Origin of the sequence: Gordonia sp. NPDC057258, assembly GCF_042668985.1 — a bacterium.
Taxonomy (GTDB): domain Bacteria; phylum Actinomycetota; class Actinomycetes; order Mycobacteriales; family Mycobacteriaceae; genus Gordonia; species Gordonia hongkongensis.
Genome location: NZ_JBHUXZ010000001.1, coordinates 362905 through 385607, shown reverse-complemented (window position 1 = coordinate 385607; position 22703 = coordinate 362905). Strand labels below are relative to the sequence as shown.

General features: G+C 68.0%; 18 protein-coding genes. 5 read left to right on the top strand and 13 right to left on the bottom strand.

Annotated elements, in window-relative coordinates:
- The first annotated feature begins 678 nt into the window (after positions 1–678).
- From rsmG to ACFUEJ_RS01735, 4 genes are all read left to right on the top strand, one after another.
- On the top strand, positions 679–1386 hold the full coding sequence (rsmG, locus tag ACFUEJ_RS01750) for a 16S rRNA (guanine(527)-N(7))-methyltransferase RsmG (RefSeq protein ID WP_388027210.1): 708 nt from the start codon (positions 679–681) through the stop codon (positions 1384–1386).
- Positions 1387–1555: 169 nt separating this feature from the next.
- Positions 1556–2509 carry an AAA family ATPase gene (locus tag ACFUEJ_RS01745; protein ID WP_388027208.1) on the top strand — a complete coding sequence of 318 codons (954 nt, stop codon included), beginning with the start codon at positions 1556–1558 and terminating at the stop codon, positions 2507–2509.
- Positions 2510–2573: 64 nt separating this feature from the next.
- Positions 2574–3626, top strand: a complete 1053-nt coding sequence (locus ACFUEJ_RS01740; protein WP_068970786.1) for a ParB/RepB/Spo0J family partition protein — start codon at positions 2574–2576, stop codon at positions 3624–3626.
- A 148-nt stretch (positions 3627–3774) separates the two neighbouring features.
- Complete coding sequence (locus tag ACFUEJ_RS01735) at positions 3775–4629, top strand: hypothetical protein (protein WP_205334177.1); 855 nt, start codon at positions 3775–3777, stop codon at positions 4627–4629.
- On the opposite strand, the gene ACFUEJ_RS01730 is transcribed toward ACFUEJ_RS01735, so the two are convergent.
- The 9 genes from ACFUEJ_RS01730 to ACFUEJ_RS01690 all read right to left on the bottom strand — a co-directional run bounded on the left by ACFUEJ_RS01730 (position 4574) and on the right by ACFUEJ_RS01690 (position 12135).
- Positions 4574–5752, bottom strand: a complete 1179-nt coding sequence (locus tag ACFUEJ_RS01730; protein WP_388027203.1) for an N-acetylmuramoyl-L-alanine amidase — start codon at positions 5750–5752, stop codon at positions 4574–4576. The two genes, ACFUEJ_RS01735 and ACFUEJ_RS01730, sit on opposite strands and share 56 nt — an antisense overlap.
- 269 nt (positions 5753–6021) lie before the next feature.
- Positions 6022–6360: a thioredoxin gene (trxA, locus tag ACFUEJ_RS01725; protein WP_065630849.1), complete on the bottom strand. Its 339-nt coding sequence runs from the start codon at positions 6358–6360 to the stop codon at positions 6022–6024.
- Between the two features lie 58 nt (positions 6361–6418).
- Positions 6419–7435 carry a thioredoxin-disulfide reductase gene (gene trxB / locus ACFUEJ_RS01720; RefSeq protein WP_065630850.1) on the bottom strand — a complete coding sequence of 339 codons (1017 nt, stop codon included), beginning with the start codon at positions 7433–7435 and terminating at the stop codon, positions 6419–6421.
- A 146-nt stretch (positions 7436–7581) separates the two neighbouring features.
- Positions 7582–8355 carry a hypothetical protein gene (locus ACFUEJ_RS01715; RefSeq protein WP_065630851.1) on the bottom strand — a complete coding sequence of 258 codons (774 nt, stop codon included), beginning with the start codon at positions 8353–8355 and terminating at the stop codon, positions 7582–7584.
- Between the two features lie 201 nt (positions 8356–8556).
- Entirely contained in the window at positions 8557–9123 is a 567-nt protein-coding gene (gene sigM / locus ACFUEJ_RS01710) for an RNA polymerase sigma factor SigM (protein ID WP_058252981.1), read from the bottom strand.
- Positions 9124–9219: 96 nt separating this feature from the next.
- Complete coding sequence (locus ACFUEJ_RS01705) at positions 9220–9591, bottom strand: thiocyanate hydrolase (protein WP_065630852.1); 372 nt, start codon at positions 9589–9591, stop codon at positions 9220–9222.
- Between the two features lie 3 nt (positions 9592–9594).
- On the bottom strand, positions 9595–10311 hold the full coding sequence (gene scnC, locus ACFUEJ_RS01700) for a thiocyanate hydrolase subunit gamma (RefSeq protein WP_159371760.1): 717 nt from the start codon (positions 10309–10311) through the stop codon (positions 9595–9597).
- Complete coding sequence (locus ACFUEJ_RS01695) at positions 10308–11165, bottom strand: SH3-like domain-containing protein (protein ID WP_388027197.1); 858 nt, start codon at positions 11163–11165, stop codon at positions 10308–10310. The genes scnC and ACFUEJ_RS01695 overlap by 4 nt, the downstream gene beginning before the upstream one ends.
- A gap of 256 nt (positions 11166–11421) precedes the next feature.
- Positions 11422–12135, bottom strand: a complete 714-nt coding sequence (locus ACFUEJ_RS01690) for a TetR/AcrR family transcriptional regulator (RefSeq protein WP_388027194.1) — start codon at positions 12133–12135, stop codon at positions 11422–11424.
- 102 nt (positions 12136–12237) lie between these two features.
- Here ACFUEJ_RS01690 and ACFUEJ_RS01685 point away from each other — a divergent pair, with 102 nt between their 5' ends.
- Complete coding sequence (locus tag ACFUEJ_RS01685) at positions 12238–13158, top strand: sterol desaturase family protein (RefSeq protein WP_137809149.1); 921 nt, start codon at positions 12238–12240, stop codon at positions 13156–13158.
- A 311-nt stretch (positions 13159–13469) separates the two neighbouring features.
- On the opposite strand, the gene ACFUEJ_RS01680 is transcribed toward ACFUEJ_RS01685, so the two are convergent.
- From ACFUEJ_RS01680 to ACFUEJ_RS01665, 4 genes are all read right to left on the bottom strand, one after another.
- On the bottom strand, positions 13470–14495 hold the full coding sequence (locus tag ACFUEJ_RS01680; protein ID WP_388027191.1) for a TetR/AcrR family transcriptional regulator: 1026 nt from the start codon (positions 14493–14495) through the stop codon (positions 13470–13472).
- Between the two features lie 161 nt (positions 14496–14656).
- Positions 14657–18703 (bottom strand): lipid II flippase MurJ, encoded by a 4047-nt coding sequence (locus tag ACFUEJ_RS01675; protein WP_388027188.1) that lies wholly within the window; start codon positions 18701–18703, stop codon positions 14657–14659.
- Positions 18704–18742: 39 nt separating this feature from the next.
- On the bottom strand, positions 18743–21337 hold the full coding sequence (locus ACFUEJ_RS01670; protein ID WP_388027295.1) for a DUF6049 family protein: 2595 nt from the start codon (positions 21335–21337) through the stop codon (positions 18743–18745).
- Positions 21338–21455: 118 nt separating this feature from the next.
- Entirely contained in the window at positions 21456–22688 is a 1233-nt protein-coding gene (locus ACFUEJ_RS01665) for an NUDIX domain-containing protein (RefSeq protein ID WP_388027186.1), read from the bottom strand.
- Positions 22689–22703: the final 15 nt, after the last annotated feature.

Here is a 22703-nt window from a genome sequence, read left to right as displayed (position 1 = left end):
GGCCGGAGCTTGCGGAGGCCGTCACGAAGGGTCTTCGCAACCCGGCCCACCAAGCCCCTTCGTGACGCTCGCAGGCTCGCTCCTCAGGGAGCGGGTGGTGCCGCTGGCCAGGTCGCTCCTCAGGGAGCGGGTGGTGCCGCTCGCCAGGTCGCTCCTCAGGGTGCAGGCGGTGCCGCTCGCGAGTCGTTCCTCAGGGAGCAGGATGACGCTCGCGAGGTCACTCCTCAGGGAGCAGGTGGTATCGCTCCCGAGCTCGCTCCTCGGTATCTGCGACCTGGCCGGCCGTCGTGGGCTACGAGGGAACCACCGCTCCCTGAGGAGGTCGGAGCTTGCGGAGGCCGTCACGAAGGGTCCTGGCGAGATGCGTCGCGAATCTACCGAGGCTCGTCGACCTCGACCACGTTTCTTCGTCGCTTGTTGGGCCTGGCGGCTTGTGCTTCTGGCCCCAGGGCCAGAGATCTAGCGGATCTCTCGGACTAGGAAGCGAGGGGCGTAAGCGACGCAGATGTCGATCGCGGGTTCGACGGGACGTTGCGCTCAGTTCCGCCGGTTTGTCGTCGAATCCCATCGATGTGTTTCACGTGAAACATCGCGTTAGGACCCGATGTGCACCGACCTGGCAGAGGGTTGGGTTTCACGTGAAACACTGTCTAGGTATCCCACTCGAACGGAGGCGAAGTGCCGTCTGACGCACAACCCGGGCACGAGCACGATCTTGATGCGTTGGCGGTTCCGCCAGACATCGCGACTGATGTCTTCGGTGAGCGGGTGGCGCTGGCGGTGGACTACTGGCGCATCCTCGCCACCGACGGGATCGACCACGGACTCATGGGGCCGCGAGAGGTCCCGCGACTGTGGGATCGTCACATCCTCAACTGCGGCGTACTCGGTGAGCTCATCTCCGACGGATCGCGCGTGATCGACATCGGCAGCGGTGCCGGCCTCCCCGGCATCCCCCTCGCCATTGCACGCCCGGATCTCTCGATCACGCTCATCGAACCGCTACTCCGGCGCAGTACCTTCCTGGACCGTGCTGCTGCCGCGCTCTCGTTGGACAACGTGATCGTGATCCGAGGGCGAGCTGAAGAGAAGGCGGTACGCGCCGTCGTGGAGCCCGCCGATGTGGTGACGTCGCGAGCAGTCGCGCCGCTCGAACGGTTGGCGAAATGGTCCGCTCCCCTGGTCCGCCCCGGAGGCCAGATGATCGCGATCAAGGGGTCGTCAGCCGCCGAAGAGATCGAACGCGATCGGGCGGTGGTCGGGCGCTCTGGGATCACAGAACTGACGGTTCACACGTGTGGCGATCGCGTTCTCGAGACGCCGACGACCGTGATCGTGGGAACGAAGACCGAGCGGTCGCGCGGTGGCCGTTCCGGACGGCGCTGAGGAGGCGATCGGATTGGTGTGGAGTCCGCGGAGGGCGCAGAATAGAAAGCGTTCTGTCGGCACCCCCGAAGGTGCTGCAATGGACGCTTCCGCGACCGTAGGGTCGGCAGCTACAGCCGCCGGCGGTACGGACGCGAGTCCGTACGAGGTCGGTCAAAGGAGTCCACGCGTGGTCGATCAAGACCCGAGTGTTTCACGTGAAACTGCGGCAGGGGGTCACCCTGGAGTTGACGGCCAGCCCTTCGCCGACACCCCAATCGCCATGGCCGCCGAGCGCGCGAGTCAGGTACTGACTCCCGGGGGTGCGGGGCAACTACCCAAACCGCCGCATACACGGATCATGACCGTCGCCAATCAGAAGGGCGGCGTCGGGAAGACCACGACGACCGTCAACCTTGCGGCGGGACTCGCGCTGCGCGGTCTTCGCGTTCTGGTCGTCGATCTCGACCCCCAGGGCAACGCCAGTACCGCGCTCGGCATCGATCATCGTGCGCAGGACATCGCATCGGTGTACGAGCTGTTGCTCGGTGAAGTGACCCTCGAGGAAGCGATCCAGGAATCGCCCAGCCAGCGCGGTCTGTTCTGCGTGCCTGCGACTCTCGATCTGGCCGGCGCCGAGATCGAACTCGTGTCGCTGGTGGCCCGCGAGAATCGGTTGCGCAATGCGCTCGCCGACGACGTGCTTGCCAAGTACCAGATCGACTACGTGTTCATCGACTGTCCCCCGTCACTGGGTCTGCTGACCGTCAACGCGATGGTGGCAGCCCGTGAGGTTCTCATCCCGATCCAGTGCGAGTATTACGCACTCGAGGGCGTCGGACAGTTGCTGCGCAATATCGAACTCGTACAGGCGCACCTCAACCGTGAGCTCCACGTCTCCACGATCGTGCTGACGATGTACGACGGCCGAACAAAATTGGCCGATCAGGTGGCCGAAGAAGTGCGGCGTCACTTCGGCGACAAGGTGCTGAGCACGATCATCCCGCGGAGCGTCAAGGTCTCCGAGGCCCCCGGATACGGGATGACGATCATCGAGTACGACCCCGGCTCTCGCGGCGCAATGAGTTACCTCGATGCTGCACGCGAACTGGCGTTGCGGGCTGCCGAGGGGGCGCCGGCGTGATCCGGTATCGCCTCGGTTCACGTGACACGCCGACTCACGACCATCATCGCGAAAGGGAGCACCAATGAGTCAACGAGACGCCGCTCAGCGCCGGGGTGGACTCGGACGAGGGCTCGCGGCGCTGATTCCGACGGGGCCTGCCGACGACCAATCGGGCGCCCCGCGCCTCGGCAACGCCGCGGCGGATGTCGTCATCGGCAAGGGTCCGACGACAGCTGATGATGGCGTCAAGACCTCGTCGACTGCCGCTACGCAGGCGACCGGGACGCAACCTCTCAGCCCGGAAGAGGCGGGCGCGGTGTACCGCGAGTTGCCCCCGAAGGAGATCCAGCCGAATCCCAGTCAGCCCAGAACCGTCTTCGATGACGAGGCGATGGCGGAGCTCGTGCACTCGATTCGAGAGTTCGGGCTGATGCAGCCCATCGTGGTGCGCCGACTCAAGCAGCCCACCGCGGATGGGATCGCCTATCAGATCGTCATGGGTGAGCGCCGGTGGCGGGCAAGCCAGGAGGCAGGGCTCGAGGCCATCCCCGCGATCGTGCGGGAGACGCCTGACGGTGACATGCTGCGCGATGCGTTGTTGGAGAACATCCACCGTGCGCAGCTCAACCCACTCGAAGAAGCGGCGGCCTATCAGCAGCTGCTCGAGGAGTTCGGTGTGACGCACGAGGAGCTCGCCTCTCGCCTCGGCCGTTCTCGCCCGCTGATCAGCAACATGATCCGGTTGCTCAAACTCCCGATTCCGGTGCAACGCCGGGTCGCGGCGGGGGTGCTGTCGGCCGGCCATGCCCGCGCTCTCCTGTCCCTCGAGACCGGAAGCGACGCTCAGGAAGCTCTCGCGGCGCGGATCGTCGCCGAAGGGTTGTCGGTGCGGGCGACTGAAGAAGCTGTCACGCTCGCCAATCGTGGCGACGGTCCGGAAGCGAAATCTCCGTCGGCACCGAAACGCCGTCCGATGCAGATGCCAGGCCTCCAGGATCTCGCGGAGAGACTGTCCGACAGTCTGGACACCAGGGTTACAGTCAGTCTAGGGAAAAGAAAAGGCAAGATCGTGGTGGAGTTCGGCTCGGTCGACGACCTGGAACGCATTGTCGAGTTCATCGATCCGAAGAAGTGAATTTCGACGCGGGATTTCCGGTACCACCTAGACGCGGAAGTAATGTCACAGTGACGATTGACGTAGCCAGCGGGCGCTTGTACAGCGAAAGCTGTTGTTTCGCTGCTACATTCGGCATCCGTGGAATTCTCGACCGGGGCGCACCGACATGAGTGTGTCCGTCACTCGGTTGGAACTGGGATCCTTCGCGTCGCTCCCCCGCCACACCCGCAATTGCGTCTTCTGGGAAGTCGAGCCCGTGGCGCAGACAAGCCGCGGCACGGTACCGGGCCCCGGCGATCTCGAACCCTACGAAAGCGAGTTCGACAAGGAGGCGTGGATCTCGGGTCTTCTCCTCGATTGGGGTGCGTGCGGGCAGGTCGCGATCGAGTCGAGCACGAACACTGTCATCGGTACAGCCTTCTACGCGCCGCCCAATCGTGTTCCGCGGTCGCAGCACTTCCCTACGTCGCCGGTCAGCCACGACGCCGTGCTGCTCACCAGCATCCGTACCGAGCCCGGCCACGACGAAGTCGCCACCATCCTGCTGGACGCGGTGCTGGGCGACCTGATCCGGCGAGGCGTCCGGGCGGTCGAATCGTTCGGTCTGGTACGGAACGGGTCCGGCGCGGATCCCTTTGTGCTCGCCGGGAGCGCGGGCGGGGTGGCCGACGATCTCGAGCTCTGGTCGGATGAGGCGATCGTCGAAGTCGCGCGTGAGATCCTCGACGACCCCCAGGCCGATCTCTGCACGAACTGTATGAATGACGCGTCGTTTCTGAAAGATTCCGGGTTCGACGTCGTGTCGTCGCACCAGAGGTTCCCGCGTTTCCGACTGGAGCTCGACGAAGGGCTCGGCTGGAAGGTCGAGGTGGAGAGTGCGCTGCAGAAACTGGTGGTGATGGCCGAGATGGATCTGGCCGGTCGGCAGCGGACGGCGGTCCCGGTGGGAACCGGGCCGCAGCGGATCAGCGGGAGCTGTTCTCCGCGGCCAGCAGATCCGCGAAAGTATAAGTGCCCGTAGGACGACCGTCCTGATCGAGCAGGTACAGTCGCTTCACCGCCACCACGATGGCGTCGGCGATGACGTTGCGCCAATCCGAATCAGCAAGCACTGCAGCGTCGTTCGGGTTCGTGATGTAACCGACGTCGATGAGGGCCACGGGCATCTTGGTGAGCCGGAGAACGTCCCATGTGCGCTCGTGGGTCCGGCAGTCCGACAATGGCGTGCGTGCCGCGATCTCCCGCTGGATGAAGCCGGCGAGGTTGCGCCCGATCGTCGAGTACGAGTCGTTGTTGCCGAAGTAGAACGACGCGACACCATTGGCGCGCGCGTTCCGGTAATGGCCGCAGCGGAGCGAGATCATGAGGTCGGCGTCCATCAGATTCGCGACGCGAGCGCGCTCGTCGTCCCCGGGACGTCCCCGACCGTCATGCGACAGGAACGTCTGCATTCCGGCGGCCGCCATCCGGCCTTCGAGACGAGCACCGAGGTCCCACAGCAGTTCCGACTCGCGATCGGCGACCTCACTCGTCGACAGGGCATGGAGTCCACCGGAGCCGGGGTCGATGAGGATCCGCTTTCCGGACAACTGCGGTCCGGAACGACGGACGTGCTCTTCTTCGCGGATCGCGTACGGCGAGCCGCCGGTCACTCTCGTGCCGAGGCGTTCCAGTGAACGCAGGGTGGCCGGACCGCAGATGCCGTCGGAAGCGAGACCGTATTCACTCTGGTAAAGGCACACTGCGTTATGAGTGGTGAGGCCGAAGACGCCGTCGACCAGCGACGTGAAGTAGCCGAGGTTCTGCAGCCGGCTCTGCAGGGTCGCGACATCGTCGCCGACCATGGGCGCCGACAGCTGATACGAGAGCACTCGAGCGCCGAGCCGGTAGGACGCCTCGCGCAGGACGCGGTAGGTAGCCGGACCGACGATGCCGTCGACGATCAGTCCGCGCTCCTGCTGAAACGCACGGACGGCCCGGTCACACGCCTCGTCGAAGACGGCTTCGGGTGGATTCCACCCGTTCGCCGGCCCACCGTGTGTGGCGCTGGAGGATCCATCGTCGGGCAACAGACCACGTCCGACGAGGATGGCGCGGATCTCGGCCACCGCCGAGCCGTGATCACCAAGTCGGAACAATGGCATCTGGTCACCCCTCGTACGAATCGCGGCAGGTGCGGCTCTGCGCGATGTCCGATGTAGCCAAGTGGTACACCGGTGAAACGTCAGCCTGCATTCTCGCAGCTGGACTTCACTACACCAAACTGCACGGAGCCGAATCGGTGTGATCCCGCGTGCAGGGGTCTCCGGTCGAGACCACGGCCGACACTACCAACGCAAACAGTCCGCGGGTGGAACGGCAACGTCGTTCACCCGTCGGACTGTCGCGTCGATGTGCGGAGAATCGCAGGTCGTCAGGCCGACTGGCCGACGACCGAGTCGAGCTCACGAAGCAGGGCGGCCTTGCCCTTGGCGCCGACGATCGTCTTCACCGGCTGACCCTTGTCGAACAGGATCATCGTCGGGATGGACATGATCTGGAAGTCACGCGCGGTCGACGGGCTCTCGTCGACATCGAGCTTGGCGACCGTCAGCTTGTCGCCGTGGTCGCGAGCGATCTCCTCGAGAACCGGAGCGACCATGCGGCAGGGACCGCACCAGGTGGCCCAGAAGTCCACCAGAACCGGCTTGTCGGCGCCGAGAACGGCGTCCTTGAACGTGGTGTCGGTGACGGCAACGGTGTGTGTACCCATGATCTGATCTCCTTGGTCGGACCGGGCCGGGTGGCCCAGGTGGTAAGTGGTTGACGGTTCAGGCGGGTGCCTGAACAGCGTCGATCTCGGAAACGGAGGCCGCCTCGGCATCGTCCACGCTGAGGTCGGCTGCCTCACCCTGCTCGGCCAGCCAGCGCTCGGCGTCGATGGCCGCCGAACAACCACTGCCCGCGGCGGTGATGGCCTGTCGGTAGGTGTGGTCCACGAGGTCCCCGGCGGCGAACACGCCGGGAAGAGAAGTGAGGGTCGTACGTCCCTGAACCAGGACGTAACCCTCGGGATCCAGGTCGACCTGCCCGCGGACCAGCTCGCTGCGCGGATCGTGGCCGATCGCGACGAACATGCCGGTCACATCGAGGGTGCTGACCTCGCCGGTGCGCGTGTCCTCGACCTTCAGGCCCGACACCGAACCGTCGCCGACCACGGACTGCACCGCGGCATTGGTGACGAAACGGATCTTGTCGTTGGCACGTGCGCGCTCGAGCATGATCTTCGACGCCCGGAACTCGTCACGACGGTGGACCAGCGTGACACTTCGCGCGAACTTGGTCAGGAACGTGGCCTCTTCCATCGCGGAGTCGCCGCCGCCGATGACGGCGATGTCCTGGTCCTTGAAGAAGAAACCGTCACAGGTGGCACAGGCCGACACACCGCGGCCGAGGAGCTGCTGCTCCCCCTCGATGCCGAGATAGCGCGCCGCCGCGCCCATGGCGAGGATGACGGCGCGGGCCCGGTAGATCTCCCCGCCGACCTCGACCTCCTTGATCCGGCCGGTCAGCCGAACGGTGTCCACGTCCTCCATGCGCAGGTCGGCGCCGAAGCGGATGGCCTGCTCGCGCATCTCGTCCATCAACGCCGGACCCTGGATACCGGTCTGGAAACCGGGGAAGTTCTCCACCTCGGTGGTCGTCATCAGGGCGCCACCGAACTGGGTGCCCTCGAAGACGATGGGAGATAGCTCGGCGCGCGCGGCGTAGATCGCTGCGGTGTACCCGGCAGGACCAGATCCGATGATGATCAACTCGTGGATCTGCTGGGTCTCTGGCTGGCTCACTTGTCCTCCGTGCTGTGGGTTTAGCGAGACCCGCCCAGTCCAGGCGGGTCACGGCTGCTTCAACACCAGGGTAGGCGGAGATGTTCCCGCGGACGCGACGCGTGCCCCGGCCGGTCGGCGCAGACCCGGGCATCGCGAGGTGCCGGTCACCCGCCGACGATGCCCCGTGAGATCAGCGCCGGATTTCCCAGGTCACAGTCGAGGCCGACGATCAGCGCGTCGAAACGTCCTGCCACGCCCGTCGACAAGAGAATGGCGGCGGCTCCGGTGCCGTCGACGAGGATTCGACCGGACCCGACGATCACCACCTCGACCGGTACCAGGTGCGCGGCGGTGCAGCGGCGGAGCGCCTCCACGGAACCGAAGGGTGCTCCGTCGGTACGCCCGAGGACCGAGAGTGCGGTCGCGATGCCCGCGGGACCCGCCGGGGTCGGGACCGACGACGACTGGGCGCGCGGTGTCTGCCCGGGATTGGTCGCGTCGGGCGTCGACACCAGCCGCAGTATTCCGACCGTTCCGACCGCGACGATGATGACCGCGGCGGCAGCCAGTAACAGACGGCCGGCCATTCGACGGTCGTCGCGCGATCGGGAGCGGGCGGGTCGACGCCCGCGGCGTGCGGCCGAGATGTCGACCGGTGCGGGATCCCGGCCGAGCGCGGCGAGGGTGGTCGCGACGTCGGCGCGGACCTGGTCGGGAACGGGCGCGGGCGCCGGACGGGCGGAGCGCAGATCGTCGGAGGTGTGATCCAGCGCGGCCAGGATCGATTGCGCGGCAACATCATCGACGATGCGGGAACGGATGTGTGCGGCTGTCCGGTCGGGCAGTGCACCGGCGTGCAGGTCGGCGAGGATCTCCGCCGAATACGGCGGGTCCGGTAGATCGCCGGTCTCGTGGTCGTCTGGTCCCCGAGGGGTCATGGTGTCAGTCTTCCATTCCGGGGGATGGCGGGCGTTCGTTGAGTTCGGCTCGGTTCGGCGTGGTTCACGAGCGGAGTCGGGTCAGAGGAGGTGGCCTCCTGGTCGCGATCCGTCGGATACTTGGACGCGGCCCGCCCCGGTTCGGTTCCCCCCGGCCGCGATCTGTCGGGAACGGGATGGACCAGTCGGGGTGATGACGGGTCAGCCGCTCCGCAGATGTCCGAGGACCTGGGCGAGTTTGAGGCGGCCGCGAGCGCATCGACTCTTGATCGTGCCCTCGGCGACACCGAGGATCTCGGCCGCTTCGGCGACCGTGTAACCCTCGATGTCGACGGCGACGATGGCCGCTCGTTGCCCTTCGGGGAGGACGTGCAATGCACGCCCGATCGACACCGACAGGTCGACGGCGGCGATGTCGTCGGTGGTGTCGGCGATGGAGACCACGTCCCATTCCGGCAGCGGCACGGTTCTGCGGACCTTGTTCCGTCGGATGCGATCGAGGCCGGCGTTCACGACGATCCGGTGCAGCCAACTCGTCACCTTGGCATCGGACCGGAAGTCGTGTGCGGTCCGATGCGCGGCGAAGAGGGCGTCCTGCAACGCGTCTGCGGCATCCTCGGGATTCTGGCTGGTCCGCAGCGCCACCGACCACAGGTAATCGAGATGGCGGCTGATGAGATCGGAGAAGGCGTGTGGGTCGCCGGCGAGGTGAGCGTGCAGAAGCTGCTCGTCGCTACGCGTGTCGATCGCGTCGTTCCCCCCGGGCATGGGCTGAGAGTAGTGGAGCCGACACCGCGTCATCCGTTGGAGCGACGGCTGTGCACAGCTGTCGCCGGATGACGGATCTGTCCTCAGGCCGGCCGGTCAGGACTCCAGGCGGGCGCGCACCGCAGCCATCCGCGTCCGCAACTCACTCTCGTCGATGACCCCGCGGTCGAGCAGTGTGTGTGCCAGGGCGACCAGTTGGTTCTCAGGGTAGGGCAGGTCGGCGTAGATGGTCGCCGACAGCCGGTCCTCCTCGTCGCGTCGTTCGACGACGCCGGGGGTACCCGCGTTCACCGCGGTGGCATCGGCGACCCGGTCGAGCGCATCGCAGAGACCGTCGAGGCTCGTCTTCCACGGTGGAACAGGGTTCTCCACACCGTATTTCGCGGCCATCCGGTGCCACACCTGGTTCCGGTCGACGATCTCCTCGAGTGGTCCGTGGGATGATCCGGTGCGTCCGTCCTCGGTCATCGGCTACTCCCCCGCCGGGTGGACGGCCGGACGGATGGTCGAGACGACGTTGGTGGTGACACCCGGTCTGGGGAGCGCGACTCCGATGAGGCAGTCGCGGGTGATGATCTCCGACAGCTGCTGCTCGGTCCATCCGTCGGTGCCTGCCGGGCGCTGCGGCATCACCATGAAGCGGTGCTTCTGATTGGAGTCCTGCACGCGTACGGAGACACCCTCCGGGAGCTGGAGTCCGAACTCGGACAGCACCTGTCGCGGCCACCGCACCATCCGGCGACGGTAGTTCGGCGTTCGGTACCACTCGGGCGAGTTCCCCAGGATCGGGCGCGGATAGCACGAGCACAGCGCACACACGATCACGTGATGGATCGTGGGGGTGTCGGCGAGGATCTCGAAAGCCGTGAAATCGCTGGGTGTTCCGAAACCGGTCGGTTCGAGCCAGTCGACGCCGACCTCTTTGCTGGCGGCCATCGGGTCGTCGAGTGCCAACCGCTCGAACTCGGGGTCGAGCCAGGCCCGGGCGACGAGCGTCGCCGCGGGCGTCGGCCCGATCTGTTCGGCGAACTCGGTGAAGCGGCGGTGCTCCTCGGCGGTGAAGAGTCCCTTTTCGATGCACAGCTCACGCAGCGCGATCTCGAGTACCTCGAAGTCGGTGATCTCGTCGACCATCGGCTTGACCGTCCGGTCGTGGTCGTGATCGTGGTCGTGGTGATCGTCGCTCATCGGCGGTCGTCCTCTCCGCCGGCGGATTCGAGCCAGCGTTCGGGGATCTCGGTCTGCAGGGTGTCGTCGGCGGGCCCGGTGTAGCCGTGCCAGAGGTCGCCCATGGTGAACCGGACCACGTAGAACCACTCCGGTTGGGCGTCGGAGAGACCCCAGGTCTCGTCCTCGGGCGCTGGGCTCTCGTAGGCGACGGCCGCGACCTCGCCGACCGCGCCCCGGACGTATTCCGGTGTCCGCGTGTACAACAGGACGGGCAGCTCGCGGACCCGGACCCGGTCCCCGATGCCGAATGCGGCGTCGCCCGCCCGCCCGGCGTAGATCTGCGGGTCGCCGATTCCGATCGCGTGCCGATGGTGTGTGTTCCGCGGGACATCGGATCCGTCTCCGACGCTGCGCGGGCGGGCCTCGAGACGCCGGCCGTCCAGGCCGCCCGCGTATCGCTCCCGGACCTCGAGCATGCGTTCACTGAGCTCGCCGAGCGCCATGTGGTGCTTCTCGACGAGAATTCTGGCGGCCGCCAGCAACCAGCGTCCGTAATACGGGATTCCGAGGTAGACCGCGCGACCGACGTCGACGTTGCCGATCCGACGCCGCTCTTCGGACAACCAGATTCCGCGCCAGGCGAGCACCTCACACATGACATAGGTCATGTGCTCCCATTCCTCGTACGCCTTGCCCTCGTAGGTGATCGGTGCGTCGGGCTCACCCCCGACGTCGTGCACCGGCTTCATGTAGGCGACGAAGCGATCGTGGTCGAGAAGATCGGGCGTCGGGGCATCCGGCAGCTCGGGATACGAGGAGTGCAGTCGCGCAACGAGTTCGAGTTGTCTCGCACGTTCTTCGGCAGTGCTCACCGGACACCTCCCGGACCTTTGTCCGACGGTTGCAGCGCAGTTGCAGAAGAACTTACACGCCGACCACGGGGTTCAGGAGCGTTTTCGGCACGCCCTTGCTCCCCGATCCGAACGAACGACAGCCGCGGGCGCATCAACCCTTCGTGGCTCGTCGCTTGCGCTCCTCGCACCTCAGGGAGCAGAGGGAGGGCATCGTCTTGACCCCACACAGCAGCGGTTCTGTAGTTCTTGCGGATATGGGAGCAGCCTCGAAGGGTCAGGTCAGAAGCCGGCCGTAGGCGGCGACGAAAAGCTCCACACAAACGTCGAGGATCTCGTCGAGCGCATAGCGCTCCGCGTCGGCCTCCCCCGCACCGGCGACGTACCAGTCGACGAGAAGCTGGGTGACTGCTCCGACCAGGCCCACCGACGCCAGCCGTTCGCGGTCCGACGTCGGTCGCGAGCCACGAGCGAGTGCCAGGATGAGCGCGGCCCAGTCGTGGATGGCGCGCATGCGGACCCGCTCGATCTCCGGGGACACCCCCACCACTTCGACGAGCATCACGCGTGCGCGCCGGGGATCGTCGGCGAGGCAGGACATGAACGCGCCGAGAGCCGCCCGGGTGACCTCCGGAACATGCTCGGCGGCAAAGCCTTCCGCCGAATCCGATGATCCGGGGACGGCGCCGGCGATCTCCGCCGCGGCATCGACGGTCGCCGCCCGGACGAAGTTGACGCAGTCGTCGTACACGGCGACGAGCAGGGCGGCGCGGTCGGTGAAGGACTCGTAGAAGTATCGCTGCGTCAGCCCGGCGAGGTCGCAGATCCCCTTCACCGACACGTTCGCGTATCCGTCGGTTCCGAAGGCATCGAGCCCGGCCGCGATCAGAGCGGCTCGACGGCGTTCTCTCCGCTGCGTCGGATCGGCCCCGCCATAGCGTCGCCCGGGCGGGGTTTCCGTCGACGGGGTCGGGTCCGGCACGGCTGTCACGCGAGCTCCCTCCCGGGTCTTTACATCAGATCTTCTGACACGTTACCTTGTCAGAAGTAAGTGACATGGCGTCGTGTCAGATATCGCTGTGAGGGGACAATCGTGCTGGAGTTCTTGCCGGAGCCGATGCGTGAGCCGACCGTGCTCGCGATCCCGTTCTTCGTCACCCTGCTGGCCATCGAGTGGTTCGCCGCGGCCAAACTCGAGCACGATGACACCGAGACGGCGCCGCCGGGCGCCTACGACTCGCGGGACGCGCGTTCGAGCGTCTCGATGGGACTGGTGTCGATCGCGACCAGCGCCTTCTGGAAATTCCTCGGACTCCTGCTGTACAGCGTGCTGTTCGCCTATGTCGCCCCGTGGCAGCTGCCCGCGGACGAGTGGTACACGTGGATGATCGCCTTCCTGGGCGTGGACTTCCTCTTCTACTGGAGTCATCGCGTCTCGCATCGGGTCCGCCTGGTGTGGGCGACCCATCAGGCCCATCACTCCAGCGAGTACTTCAACTTCGCGACGGCGCTGCGGCAGAAGTGGAACATCAGCGCCGCGGTGCTGATGTGGATCCCCCTACCGCTCCTCGGCATCCCGCCCGCCCTGGTGTTCGCCGCCTACTCGCTGAATCTCATCTACCAGTTTTGGATTCACACCGAACGGATCGGAAAACTGTGGGCACCCGTCGAATTCGTGCTCAACACACCGTCGCATCATCGGGTACACCATGGCTGCGACCCCGAGTACCTCGACCGCAACTACGGCGGGGTCTTCATCCTGTGGGACCGGATGTTCGGCACGTTCGCGCCGGAGATCCGCCGGCCCCGTTACGGCCTGACCAAACCGGTGGACACATACAACATCCTGCGACTGCAGACGCACGAATATGCGGCGATCGCGCGGGATGTGCGCGGTGCGTCGACGTGGCGCGCCCGCCTCGGCTATGTCTTCGGGCCGCCGGGATGGACGCCACGCGACCTGGTCGGAGAGCAGGTGGCGGGGACGACTGGCGCATCCTCGGAACGCATCTGACGGAGCGACCTCAAGGGCGAGGTCGGTCGGGCGCCATATGCGGTCACTGTGCCGATCGTCGTGACGAGTGAGATGAGCGCGGTCTGGATGCCGAGCACCGCCGGGCTGATCGCCAAGCTCATGAACCAGACCTCAACTCACGCAACCTGGTTCGTGCATCTGAGCTTGCCGCGAACAGGTATCCGAGCCCTGCTGCCACCACCGTCGCCCCGAGAACGGCGAAGCGCCCGAGGCCCCCGGGTCGGTCCTACCCTTCTCGCGTGTCAGGCTGTCGCGTGAGTACCGCGGGTCGGCCGAGGGAACCGTCACGGTCAGATACGAGCGCGCGGTATCAGGATGGCATATGCCAGTTTCTTCAATTGCCCGTCGATGCCCGGCCGCGAGCGGAGCTCGGGGGACGAGATCACGTGGCCGGCGAACCCGGCCAGAGCCTGCTCCAGCAGGAGCACGTCGAGCGTGTCACCGACGGCGGCTCGGTCGAGTGCCGCGATCGACGTCCCCAACAAGCCTTCGATGCCTCGACGGATGACCGTCCACAAGATCTCGGTCTTCCCTGCGTGCTCGTGATAGACGGTCGCCACCGAGACGCCCGCGTGGGCGGCGATCTCGTCGATACGAACGTTCCGGAAGCCGCGTACGAAGAACAACTCGGTCGCGACGTCGAGGATTCGTTCGCGTCGGGCGATCGGACTTCGGCGTGATCGTGCGTCATCTGTCCCCACCACAACGGGAGCCGTGGCCAGGTCACAGTCGAGAATCGAGTCCGTGAGCGCTCGCTGGACCTGCATGAGGCGCTTGGCCGACAGTGAGCCGCGCATCCGGGCCGTGCTCGAGTACACACTGAGGACAGCGGTCGCGAGTAGCTCCGCGCCCGCCGGGTCGACCGCGGGTCGGGCGGCGCTGATCTTCGCCGCCAGCGTGTCCACGAGTCTCCCGAAGGAGCGATTCAGCTCGGACAGGCCCGATCGCTCCAGGTGCAAGCGTTCGCGGTTCCAGAGGATGGAGACATCTCGATGAGCGGTCATGTCACCCAATGCGTCGAAGAACAACCCGATTTGCTCCTCGGGAGTGCCACCGCGCTCCTGCGCATCGGCCATGAACCGGCTGACGGTCCGCACCTGCGCGGTCAACGCCTGCGCGAGGATGTCCTGCTTGGACGGGAAATGTCGGTACAACGCAGGCCCGGTCAGTCCGACCGTCGCACCGATCTGTTCCATGCTCACGTTGCGATAGCCGAACTCCTGAAACAGGCGTGTCGCCTCTCGGACCAGGTGTTCGAGCCGGAGTTCGGGCAGTCGAGCGCTCTTCGCACTCGCGGTGTCTGCGGATTTCGACACTGGTGTCGAGGGCAGCGGTACAGGAGACCGCGCCGATGGTTCCGCGTCATGGCCCGCTCGTACCCGAGTGCCGTCGTCGTTCATACTCGTTGGTCGTAACTCGGACCTCGAGTTGCACGCGCCGATAATCGCGGGGCGCGGTCAGGTGCTCGACCGGTGCGTCAGCCGGCCATCGTGACGCGCGCGATCTCGGCCTGATAGCCGCTTCCCGAACTCGGCAGGCTCGTGAGCCAGACCATGACGTAGCGGGTGGTCGGCGGCTGGGCGATCGGAATCGTGGTGGACGCCTGGTCCACCTGACCCGACGCCACCGTCGTCGTCCGGGCGAACGCCGGACGCGCCGACGGCGACGTACGGATCTCGACGCTGATCCCGGGCGTCGGACTCTCGATGGTGACCGACCGCACCGGGCGTTCCGCTCCGAGGTCGAACATGAGGCCAAGCCCCGGCTTGAGCCCGCCGAAGTCCGGACGCCCGCGATAGTTGTCGGTCTGCCACGGCGGGGCGGCGCCGGTGATCACGTTGCGTACGTTCGCCGAGTTGTCCGGCGTTTGCGCGGAGAAGTCGACGACCGAGACCGACTGCAGCGCAATGGGTTGCGGGGCCGCCGGGGCCGCGGGCGTCGGCGGCGGCTGGGCGCCGGGCGGAGGCGAGGGCTCGGTCGTGGTGAGGATCGAGTCGATGTCGCTCGAGCCGCTGCTGCCGCCGAAGATGTTGGTGGCACCCACGATCAGCGCGATGACGATGAACAGCGCGAGGAGTCCGGCGCCGATGAGCAACGCCAGGTTGCGGCGCGGTGGCTTCTCGTCGCCGCCGGCACCCAGTCGGGGCGCCACGCTCACCGGCGGCGGGGCGTCGGCGTCGGTGATGGCGGGCAACATGTCGGTGTTCAGGTCGACGACCGTGGCCTGATCGAGGACGTGCTGGACCGTGGCCGCGGTACGGATCCCGCGGGAACCGTCGAGCGCGCGCGCCGCGACCGCCGAGATCTCGAACGGGATGTCGGGCTTGCTGAGCCGCGGCTCGACCGGTTGTCCGTCCTCACCGGGCGTGGCCACGGGGATCCCACCCACGGGCTCGGTGGAGTCGGCGGTGGTGATCAGCCGGGACCCGTCCGCGGGATCGAGCGCCCAGCGGTTGAGCAGGAGCGCGTACAGCACGGCACCGAGGCCGCGAACATCGGACGCCTTGTCGTCCCCGGCGAGGGTGCCGGGGAACGCCAGCACGGCATTGCCGTCGTGGCTGATGCGGATGCGGTCGGGATGGTCGATGGACAGCGCGCCACCGGAGCGGTGGGCGATCTCGGCGGCCGCGGCGAGTGAACGCACCGCCCGCGCGGCGCCGATCGGCGACGGTCCCGACCCGGCGACATCCGCCAGGGACGATCCGGGCACCCATTCGGCGACGACGATGCCGCCCGACGATCCGCGGACGACGTCGAGGACCCGTGCCACCCCGTCGGAGTTGATCTGGCCCAGGCGCAGGGTGCGCGACAGCACGGCCTGCGGTCCCTGATCGGACATCTTGGCGGCCTGACCACGCTCGGGCGGCGGTGCGAGCTGCTCGGCGTCGACGAAGGTCAGCGCGACCTCACGGTCGAGGTTGATGTCCTGGGCCCGCCAGAACTGCAGACCGCGGGTGCCGCCGTGCTGCTCGAGCAGTCGGTACCGGCCGCCGGCGACCGCAGCACCGGGGATGAGGCGTGGTCCGCGCCGGCGTGGGCTCGCCGCGCTGTCGGCCGCACCGGTCTCGGCGGCGGGAGTCGGGGTCGGTGGAGTGGGTGCGTCGCCGGCTCTGGGCGCGGCGGGCGGCCCGGTGGCAGCAGTGGTGTCGACCTCACTGTCACTCACGCGACGGACTCCTCTCCTGCGGTATCTGATGTCGCGCGGTACCGGCGCGCGTTCGGGGATGGGGCGCACATCCCGGGTCGCGCCGATCGCGCCACCGGAGTGTACGGAGTACGACTGCCACGTCGCGGTACCTCTGTCGAAGCGGCGCAGCACCTGTACCTGACCAGAGTACGGGAGCGATTCGTCGCCTGTGACGCGCGGAAACTGAACTGTGATCGCCGGTGACTGTTCACGTTCGGGTTGCGGCGGCGGGGCGAGCGCCGGGATGAACCGGCCGAGCAGACGGCGTACGGACAGCCCGATCGCGACGACATCCGGTACGCGGGCCGCGGCGAGACCGGCGTAGGTCACCGCGAGCACCACCGCGGCGGTCAGCCCGAGGTAGAGGGCCGACCCCACCTTGCCCAGCCAGCCGATCATGTCGTCGAGGCCGGTGAGTTTCGCGACCGCCCACACGGTGGCGGAGACCCCGATCGAGACAGCAAGGGTCACGACGGACGTGCGTGCCACATCCGAGAGCCGGGCCCCGCGAAGACGGCTGCGGAGCAGGAAGTGACCGACGACGGCACCGACCAGATAGCCCAACCCGTTGGACAGCGCGAGCCAGCGCACGACGAGTTCGGGATCGTCGAAGAGCACCGGCCCCAGGTACGACGACACCACCTTCACCACGGTGATGCCCAGGGCGATGAACGTCGGGGTCCACGCGTCCTCGCGGGCGTAGAACACGCGCAGCTGGACGAGGGTCATCGAGTACGGGATGAGGGTGAACGCACCCCACGACAGCACCGAACCCAGCTGCGACGCGGAGGCGGCGTCGAACTTGCCGAAGTTGAACACGGCGATGGCGATGGCCGGTCCGAAGAACGTCATGAACGACACGACCGGCACGAGGGCGACCATCGTCAGTCGCGTCGCCAGGGACAGATCGTCGACGACCGCCTTGGTGTCGTCGGCGGTGGCGTTGCGCGACAGTCGCGGCATGATCGCGGTCAGGATGGTCACGCCCAGCACGCCGTACGGAAGCTGCAACAACTGCCAGTGGGTGAAGTAGATGCTGACGCCCGACGCGTCGGCCGACGATGCGATCCGGTAGGTGACGATCAGGCCGACCTGGAGCAGCGCGACGTAGGCGACGATCGCGACGGCCATGTTCCCGAACTGGCGCAGGCGCGCGTCGATGCCCCACTGCAGGCGCAGCCGCACCCCCGACTTGCGGAGGAACGGCACCAGTATCAGCGCCTGGAGCACGACACCGGTCGTGCAACCGATGCCGAGCACCAGGAGCTGCGGATCGGACATCCGGACGGGGTTGAGGGTGATCTCGCCGGGCACCACCGCGTAGAGCACGAGAGTGGTGATCTGCACGACGTTGTTCAGGACGGGCGCCCACGCACCCGGCTTGAAGTAGCCGCGCAGGTTGAGGATCGCGATGAACAACGCGGACAGGCCGTAGAACAGGATCTCCGGCAGCAGCAGGTAGGCGAGCGCGGTCGACAGCTCGCGATTGACTTGCCCGTCCCCCAGGTTCAGATAGGTGAGCAGCGGCGCCGCGATCACCGCCACGACCGTCGCGGTCCCGAGGACGACGACGGTGATGGTGAAGATCCGGTTGATGAAACCCTCGCCGCCGTCGTCGTCCTCGGCCTCGGCCCGGGCGAGCAGCGGGATGACGATCGCGGTCAGCACGGCGCCGAGGACGACCTCGGCGATCATGTTCGGCAGCACGTCGGCCGCCTGGAACGCCGAGGCGATGGCAGGGCCGAGCATCGCGAGGATGAGCACGGTCCGCAGGAAGCCGGTGATGCGACTGAACAGGGTGGCGATCGCGATCGACCCGCTGGTGCGCAGGATGCTCGAGTCCGAGTCCCGCGCCAGACCGGTCGACGACGCTTTCCCGTCGGACGCCTTCCCCTCGGGCGCTTTCTCGTCGGGTGCCTTCTGGACGGACACCGCGCCGGCGGCCACCGGACCGTTCGACGGTCCGCGGGGGTCGGACGCGGTCATGACCCGCGTGTTGTTCTGGGCCGGTGACACGTCCGGCCGGGCCGGCGTGGGGGCCGGTGGAGTAGGTGCCGATGGCGCGGGCGGACGCGGGGCCGAGGGTGCCGGCCCGCCCGGCCGCGGCGGCGCGGGTCGTGGGGCCGCAGACCGCGCGTCGGGCGATCGTGGTGCGGCAGGCCGTGGCGCAGTGGGTCCCGGATCCGGGGACCCGGGCGGGATCCGCGTCGGAGGGACCCGGCCACCCGGAACCCGGTTCGGCGGAATCCGCCGGGGTGCGGCGCGCTCGGGACGCTGGGGCGGCACCGGGCCGGGTGTCCCCGACCGCGGTACACGCGGCTCATCGTTCCAGGTCACGTCGCTTCTGCCGCCGTCCTCGGGTCGTGGTGATGTCGGTCATGGAGGGTCATCGCCCGGTTCCTCGCCGTATGTCCGACCCTCGCTCTGCAGGGTACGGCGTCGCTCCTGATATCCGCTTCCGGCAAGCATTCGCTCGAGTTCGTCGGGTTCGGGACGGTCGGCGTCGGCGGGATCGGGCTGGCCGCGGAAACGATGCCAGAGGCGACGCGCGGTGAGCAGGACCAGCGCTGCCGCAGCGATGATCGTGATGTAGAACAGCGGCTTGCCGTACGCGTTGGTGTGCACCGACAGGCTGATCGGCTGGCCCAGTGGCACGCCGGTGACCGTCGACAACCGGATCTGCACACTGATCGCCTCGGAGGCGTCGCCCTGGGTGGGCAGTTGGATCTGCCGGGTTCCGCGCGCCGGGATCTCGATCACCCCGAGGTCGCCGATCTCGATGCCCGCCGGCTCGGACGTGGTGATCCGGGCACGCACCGGGAGCGCGAGGTCGTTGCTCACGACCAGCAGCAGCGGACTCCGCTCGGAAGCCAGCGTGTAACGACCGCCGGGATCGAGGATGGTGACCGACTGCGACATCCGGTACAGGGTCGACGCGACGGCGTCGATGCGTTCGGTCTGCGCGCGCCGCAGGTGGGTGTAGACGGCCGACCCCTGGGCATCCGGGGAGCGGATCGCCCGGAGCTGGTCCTCGCGCAGCGGCGACATGTACCGCTCGGGGGTGGCGGCGACATCCGCCGAGCGCACCAGGGCGCCCTCGAATTGCCAGCTGTCCTCGACATTGCGTCGTATCGATCCGGTCGCGTCGCTCGTCAGCACCGAGCCCACCTCGCCCACCGGACCGACCCCGGGCGGGTCGATCAGCCGCGCCTGCTCGGGCGCGGAACCGAGGTCGGCGGCCAGCGTCGACAGCGGAGCCGGTGTCGCGGCACCCGATTCGAGGAGCAGCCGTGCGGTGGTGAACAGGGCCTCGGCGTCGGCGGACGTGGGCGACCAGTACGTCGGGGGCATCAGGAACGCCGATCTGCCGACGACCGGGTCGGGCGACGGGCGTGCCCCGGGTGCGGTCGGACCGGGTTCCGGCGCGGCGATCGCGGGATAGGCGAGGGCACCGATCGCGCTCTGGCGCCTGCTTCCCTCGGACTCGTCGGACAGGTCGACGCGCTGACTCGGAGGCGTCAGAGCGGGGGTGGACGGCGCCGTACCGAGCGCGGCGAACGAGGCGGTCACAGGTGCGTCGTAGGTCTGGGCGGCGAGGTCACCGATCCGGTAGCGGCCGGCGGCGTCGCGGCGACCGACCGGCGCGACGGAGTTCGACGACACCGCGGTCGCGGTCATCTCGGCCTCGGTGAGGGCGGCGGCGCCGTCGGCGTCGATCGCCCCCAGGGCGGGGATCGAGAGACCGCGCACGCTCCGGACGCCGAGCACGGTGTCGATGATGTCGGCCGGTGACCGCAGCGCGGCCTCGGTGAGGCCGGTGTTGCCGATCCGGGTCAGGGAGGTCAGATCGGCCTGCGCGTACGGCAGGGCCACCACGCACATCCGCTGCGCGATCCATCGCAGGCCGGTGAGCCAGCGACCGGCGGCGTCCACGCCGCTACCGGGCCGGGTCGTCGACCTCGGATCGGCGGGATTGTCGGACACCTCGTACCCCAGCGACATCGCGCGCACCGTGACGACGAGGTCGGGGTCGATCGCCAGGCACATGCTGTCGGCGAGCTTCTCCGAACCGGGCAGTGCGCTCGGTTCCGGGTTCTCCGGTGTCTCGGATGGCGGCGTGTCCGATGTCACCGAATCCGATTGTGCGGGTGGGGGTTCCCCGACGACCCGCTGCAGCGCGGCGAGTAGCTCGGCGAGTCTGCCGCCGTCGGCGAGCGACCGCGCCATGTTCTCGTTGATCAACCGGACCGGTTCGGTGTTGCCGCCCAGCACACCCGGCGCGAGCTGCGGCGGGGCGGCCAACGGCCACACCATCGTCATGCGTGCCGGACTGGACAGGTTCGCCGACACCGACCCGTCCGGCCCGAGCCCGACGACCGGGTCGGCGTCGGAGTACTCGGTGGACGGGTCGACGTAACCGGCGGACCGGGTGTCGTCGGGTGGCAGGGACAACACCGGCAGCAGCATCCGCGATCCCGCGACCTGCGCGGTGTTGCCGTACTCCGGGGTGCCGTTGACGTTGACCTGCATCGGGTACACGCCGGGCTGGGAGATGGCCAGGCCCTGGCCGTCGGGACCGTTGTTGGCCGAGAGTGCCATCGACATGCGGAAGCCGACGCTCTCGCCAGGGGCGAGCGAGTCGGACAGCGCTTCGAAGGGGCCGGCCACGGCGACGGCCGGATCGTCGTCGGCGAGGTCGGTGCGCAGGCCCGCGGCCGACGCCACCGGATCGCCGCGCTCGAGCCGGATGGTCAGGTCGGTGATGGACCGGTCGCCGACGTTGTCGACGCGTCCGCTGACGGTGACCACCGGCCGGCTGGTCGTGGTCACGATGTTCGGGGTCATCGAATCGATGACGATGCGGGCGAAGCGGCTCGGTGACCGGTCCGACGCGCCGGATCCGGCGTCGGAATCGCTGGTGGCCGTCTCCGGCGCCGCCGACGCCGGTCCCACCGCGCCGGACAGGACCATCAGACCGAGAACGGCCAGGACCACGGCGGAGGCCAGCGTCGCGAGCGCGCCGGACCGCAGCGCATGCGAGAAGGCGAGAGAACGAGACGAACGGGGCTCGGCGGCGGACGGGCGCGGCTCAGCCATCGCCGGCCGCGGGCCGTCGTGGACGGCGCCGGCGCCGGCGCGGACGAACCGGGGGCGGTGGCTCGTTGCGGCGCTGGTTGCGCGCGGCGGCGGCTTTCTCATAGGCGTTGGGTTCGGTGCGGATGCTGTTGGCCTCGGACTGGGCCAGCCGGGTGGGGTCGGCGGCGAGTTCGGCGATCACACCCCGGGCCATCCGGGCGAGTCGCCGCTCGTCAGAGTACGTGAGCCGACGCGGGAGCTCGTGTAACGGCACCCAGGCCACCTCGGACACCTCGTAGTCGGCGTCGGACAGCTCGCCGCCCGTGCACCGCAGCAGGTAATGATGCACGGTCTTGTGGATCCGACGACCTTCGCTGACGAACCAGTAGTCGATCTTGCCGAGCGGGGCCACCACCGTGCCCTGGATCCCGGTCTCCTCCTCGACCTCGCGGATGGCGGTCTGCTCGGCGGTCTCGCCGGTTTCGATGTGTCCCTTGGGCAGCGACCACATGGTGCGGCCGCGACGGTCGACGCGACCGATGAGCGCGGCCGACAGCTGGTCGACGGGGAGGTCGAGGTCGGAGATGACGAGCCCCCCTGCCGAGGTCTCGCGCACGGTGCGGAGTTTCTCGTTGCCCGCGCGGTCGGGGTGGGCGCGCTCGGCAGCCGGGCGTTCGGACGCACGGTCGGCCCGAGCCGCGCGCCGTCGACCCTTCGACGCCTTGCCGCCGGCCTGGGTCAAACCGGTCTTGGTCAGCTTGGCGCTGACGGCGACCATGTCCGACGGCTTCGGCGGGGTGACGCGGGGTCGCGCACGATCGGGATCGACCGGGAGCTTGTCGACGGGCTCGGCCTCGACCGGATCCGGGCACGCGGGATCGGCGGCCCGGGCGCGGGCGAGGTCATTGGGAGTCGGGTGATGAGTGCTGGGTGCCGGTTCGGAGGCCGGGTTGGGCGAGCCGGGTTTGTGGCCCGGCCGCGAGCCCGCCTGGCCGGGAGTCGGCTGTTTGTTCTTGGGTTGGGCATGACCGCTCTGTTTGTGCCCGTGCGGACTGTGCGCCGTCGGGGTGTGCGCGGGCGCCGCACCTCGGTTCTCGGACTTGCGCCGGCCCCGGCGGCGTCGGCCGCGCCGGGCACGACGCCCCTGGCCGGAGGCATTCTGCTCGCCTTGTCCGCCACCCTCGCCGTGCGCACCCGACGAGACGCCGCTGACGTCTGAAGGGTTGGTCGAGGAATCGGTGGACACTCCACGATGCTAGCG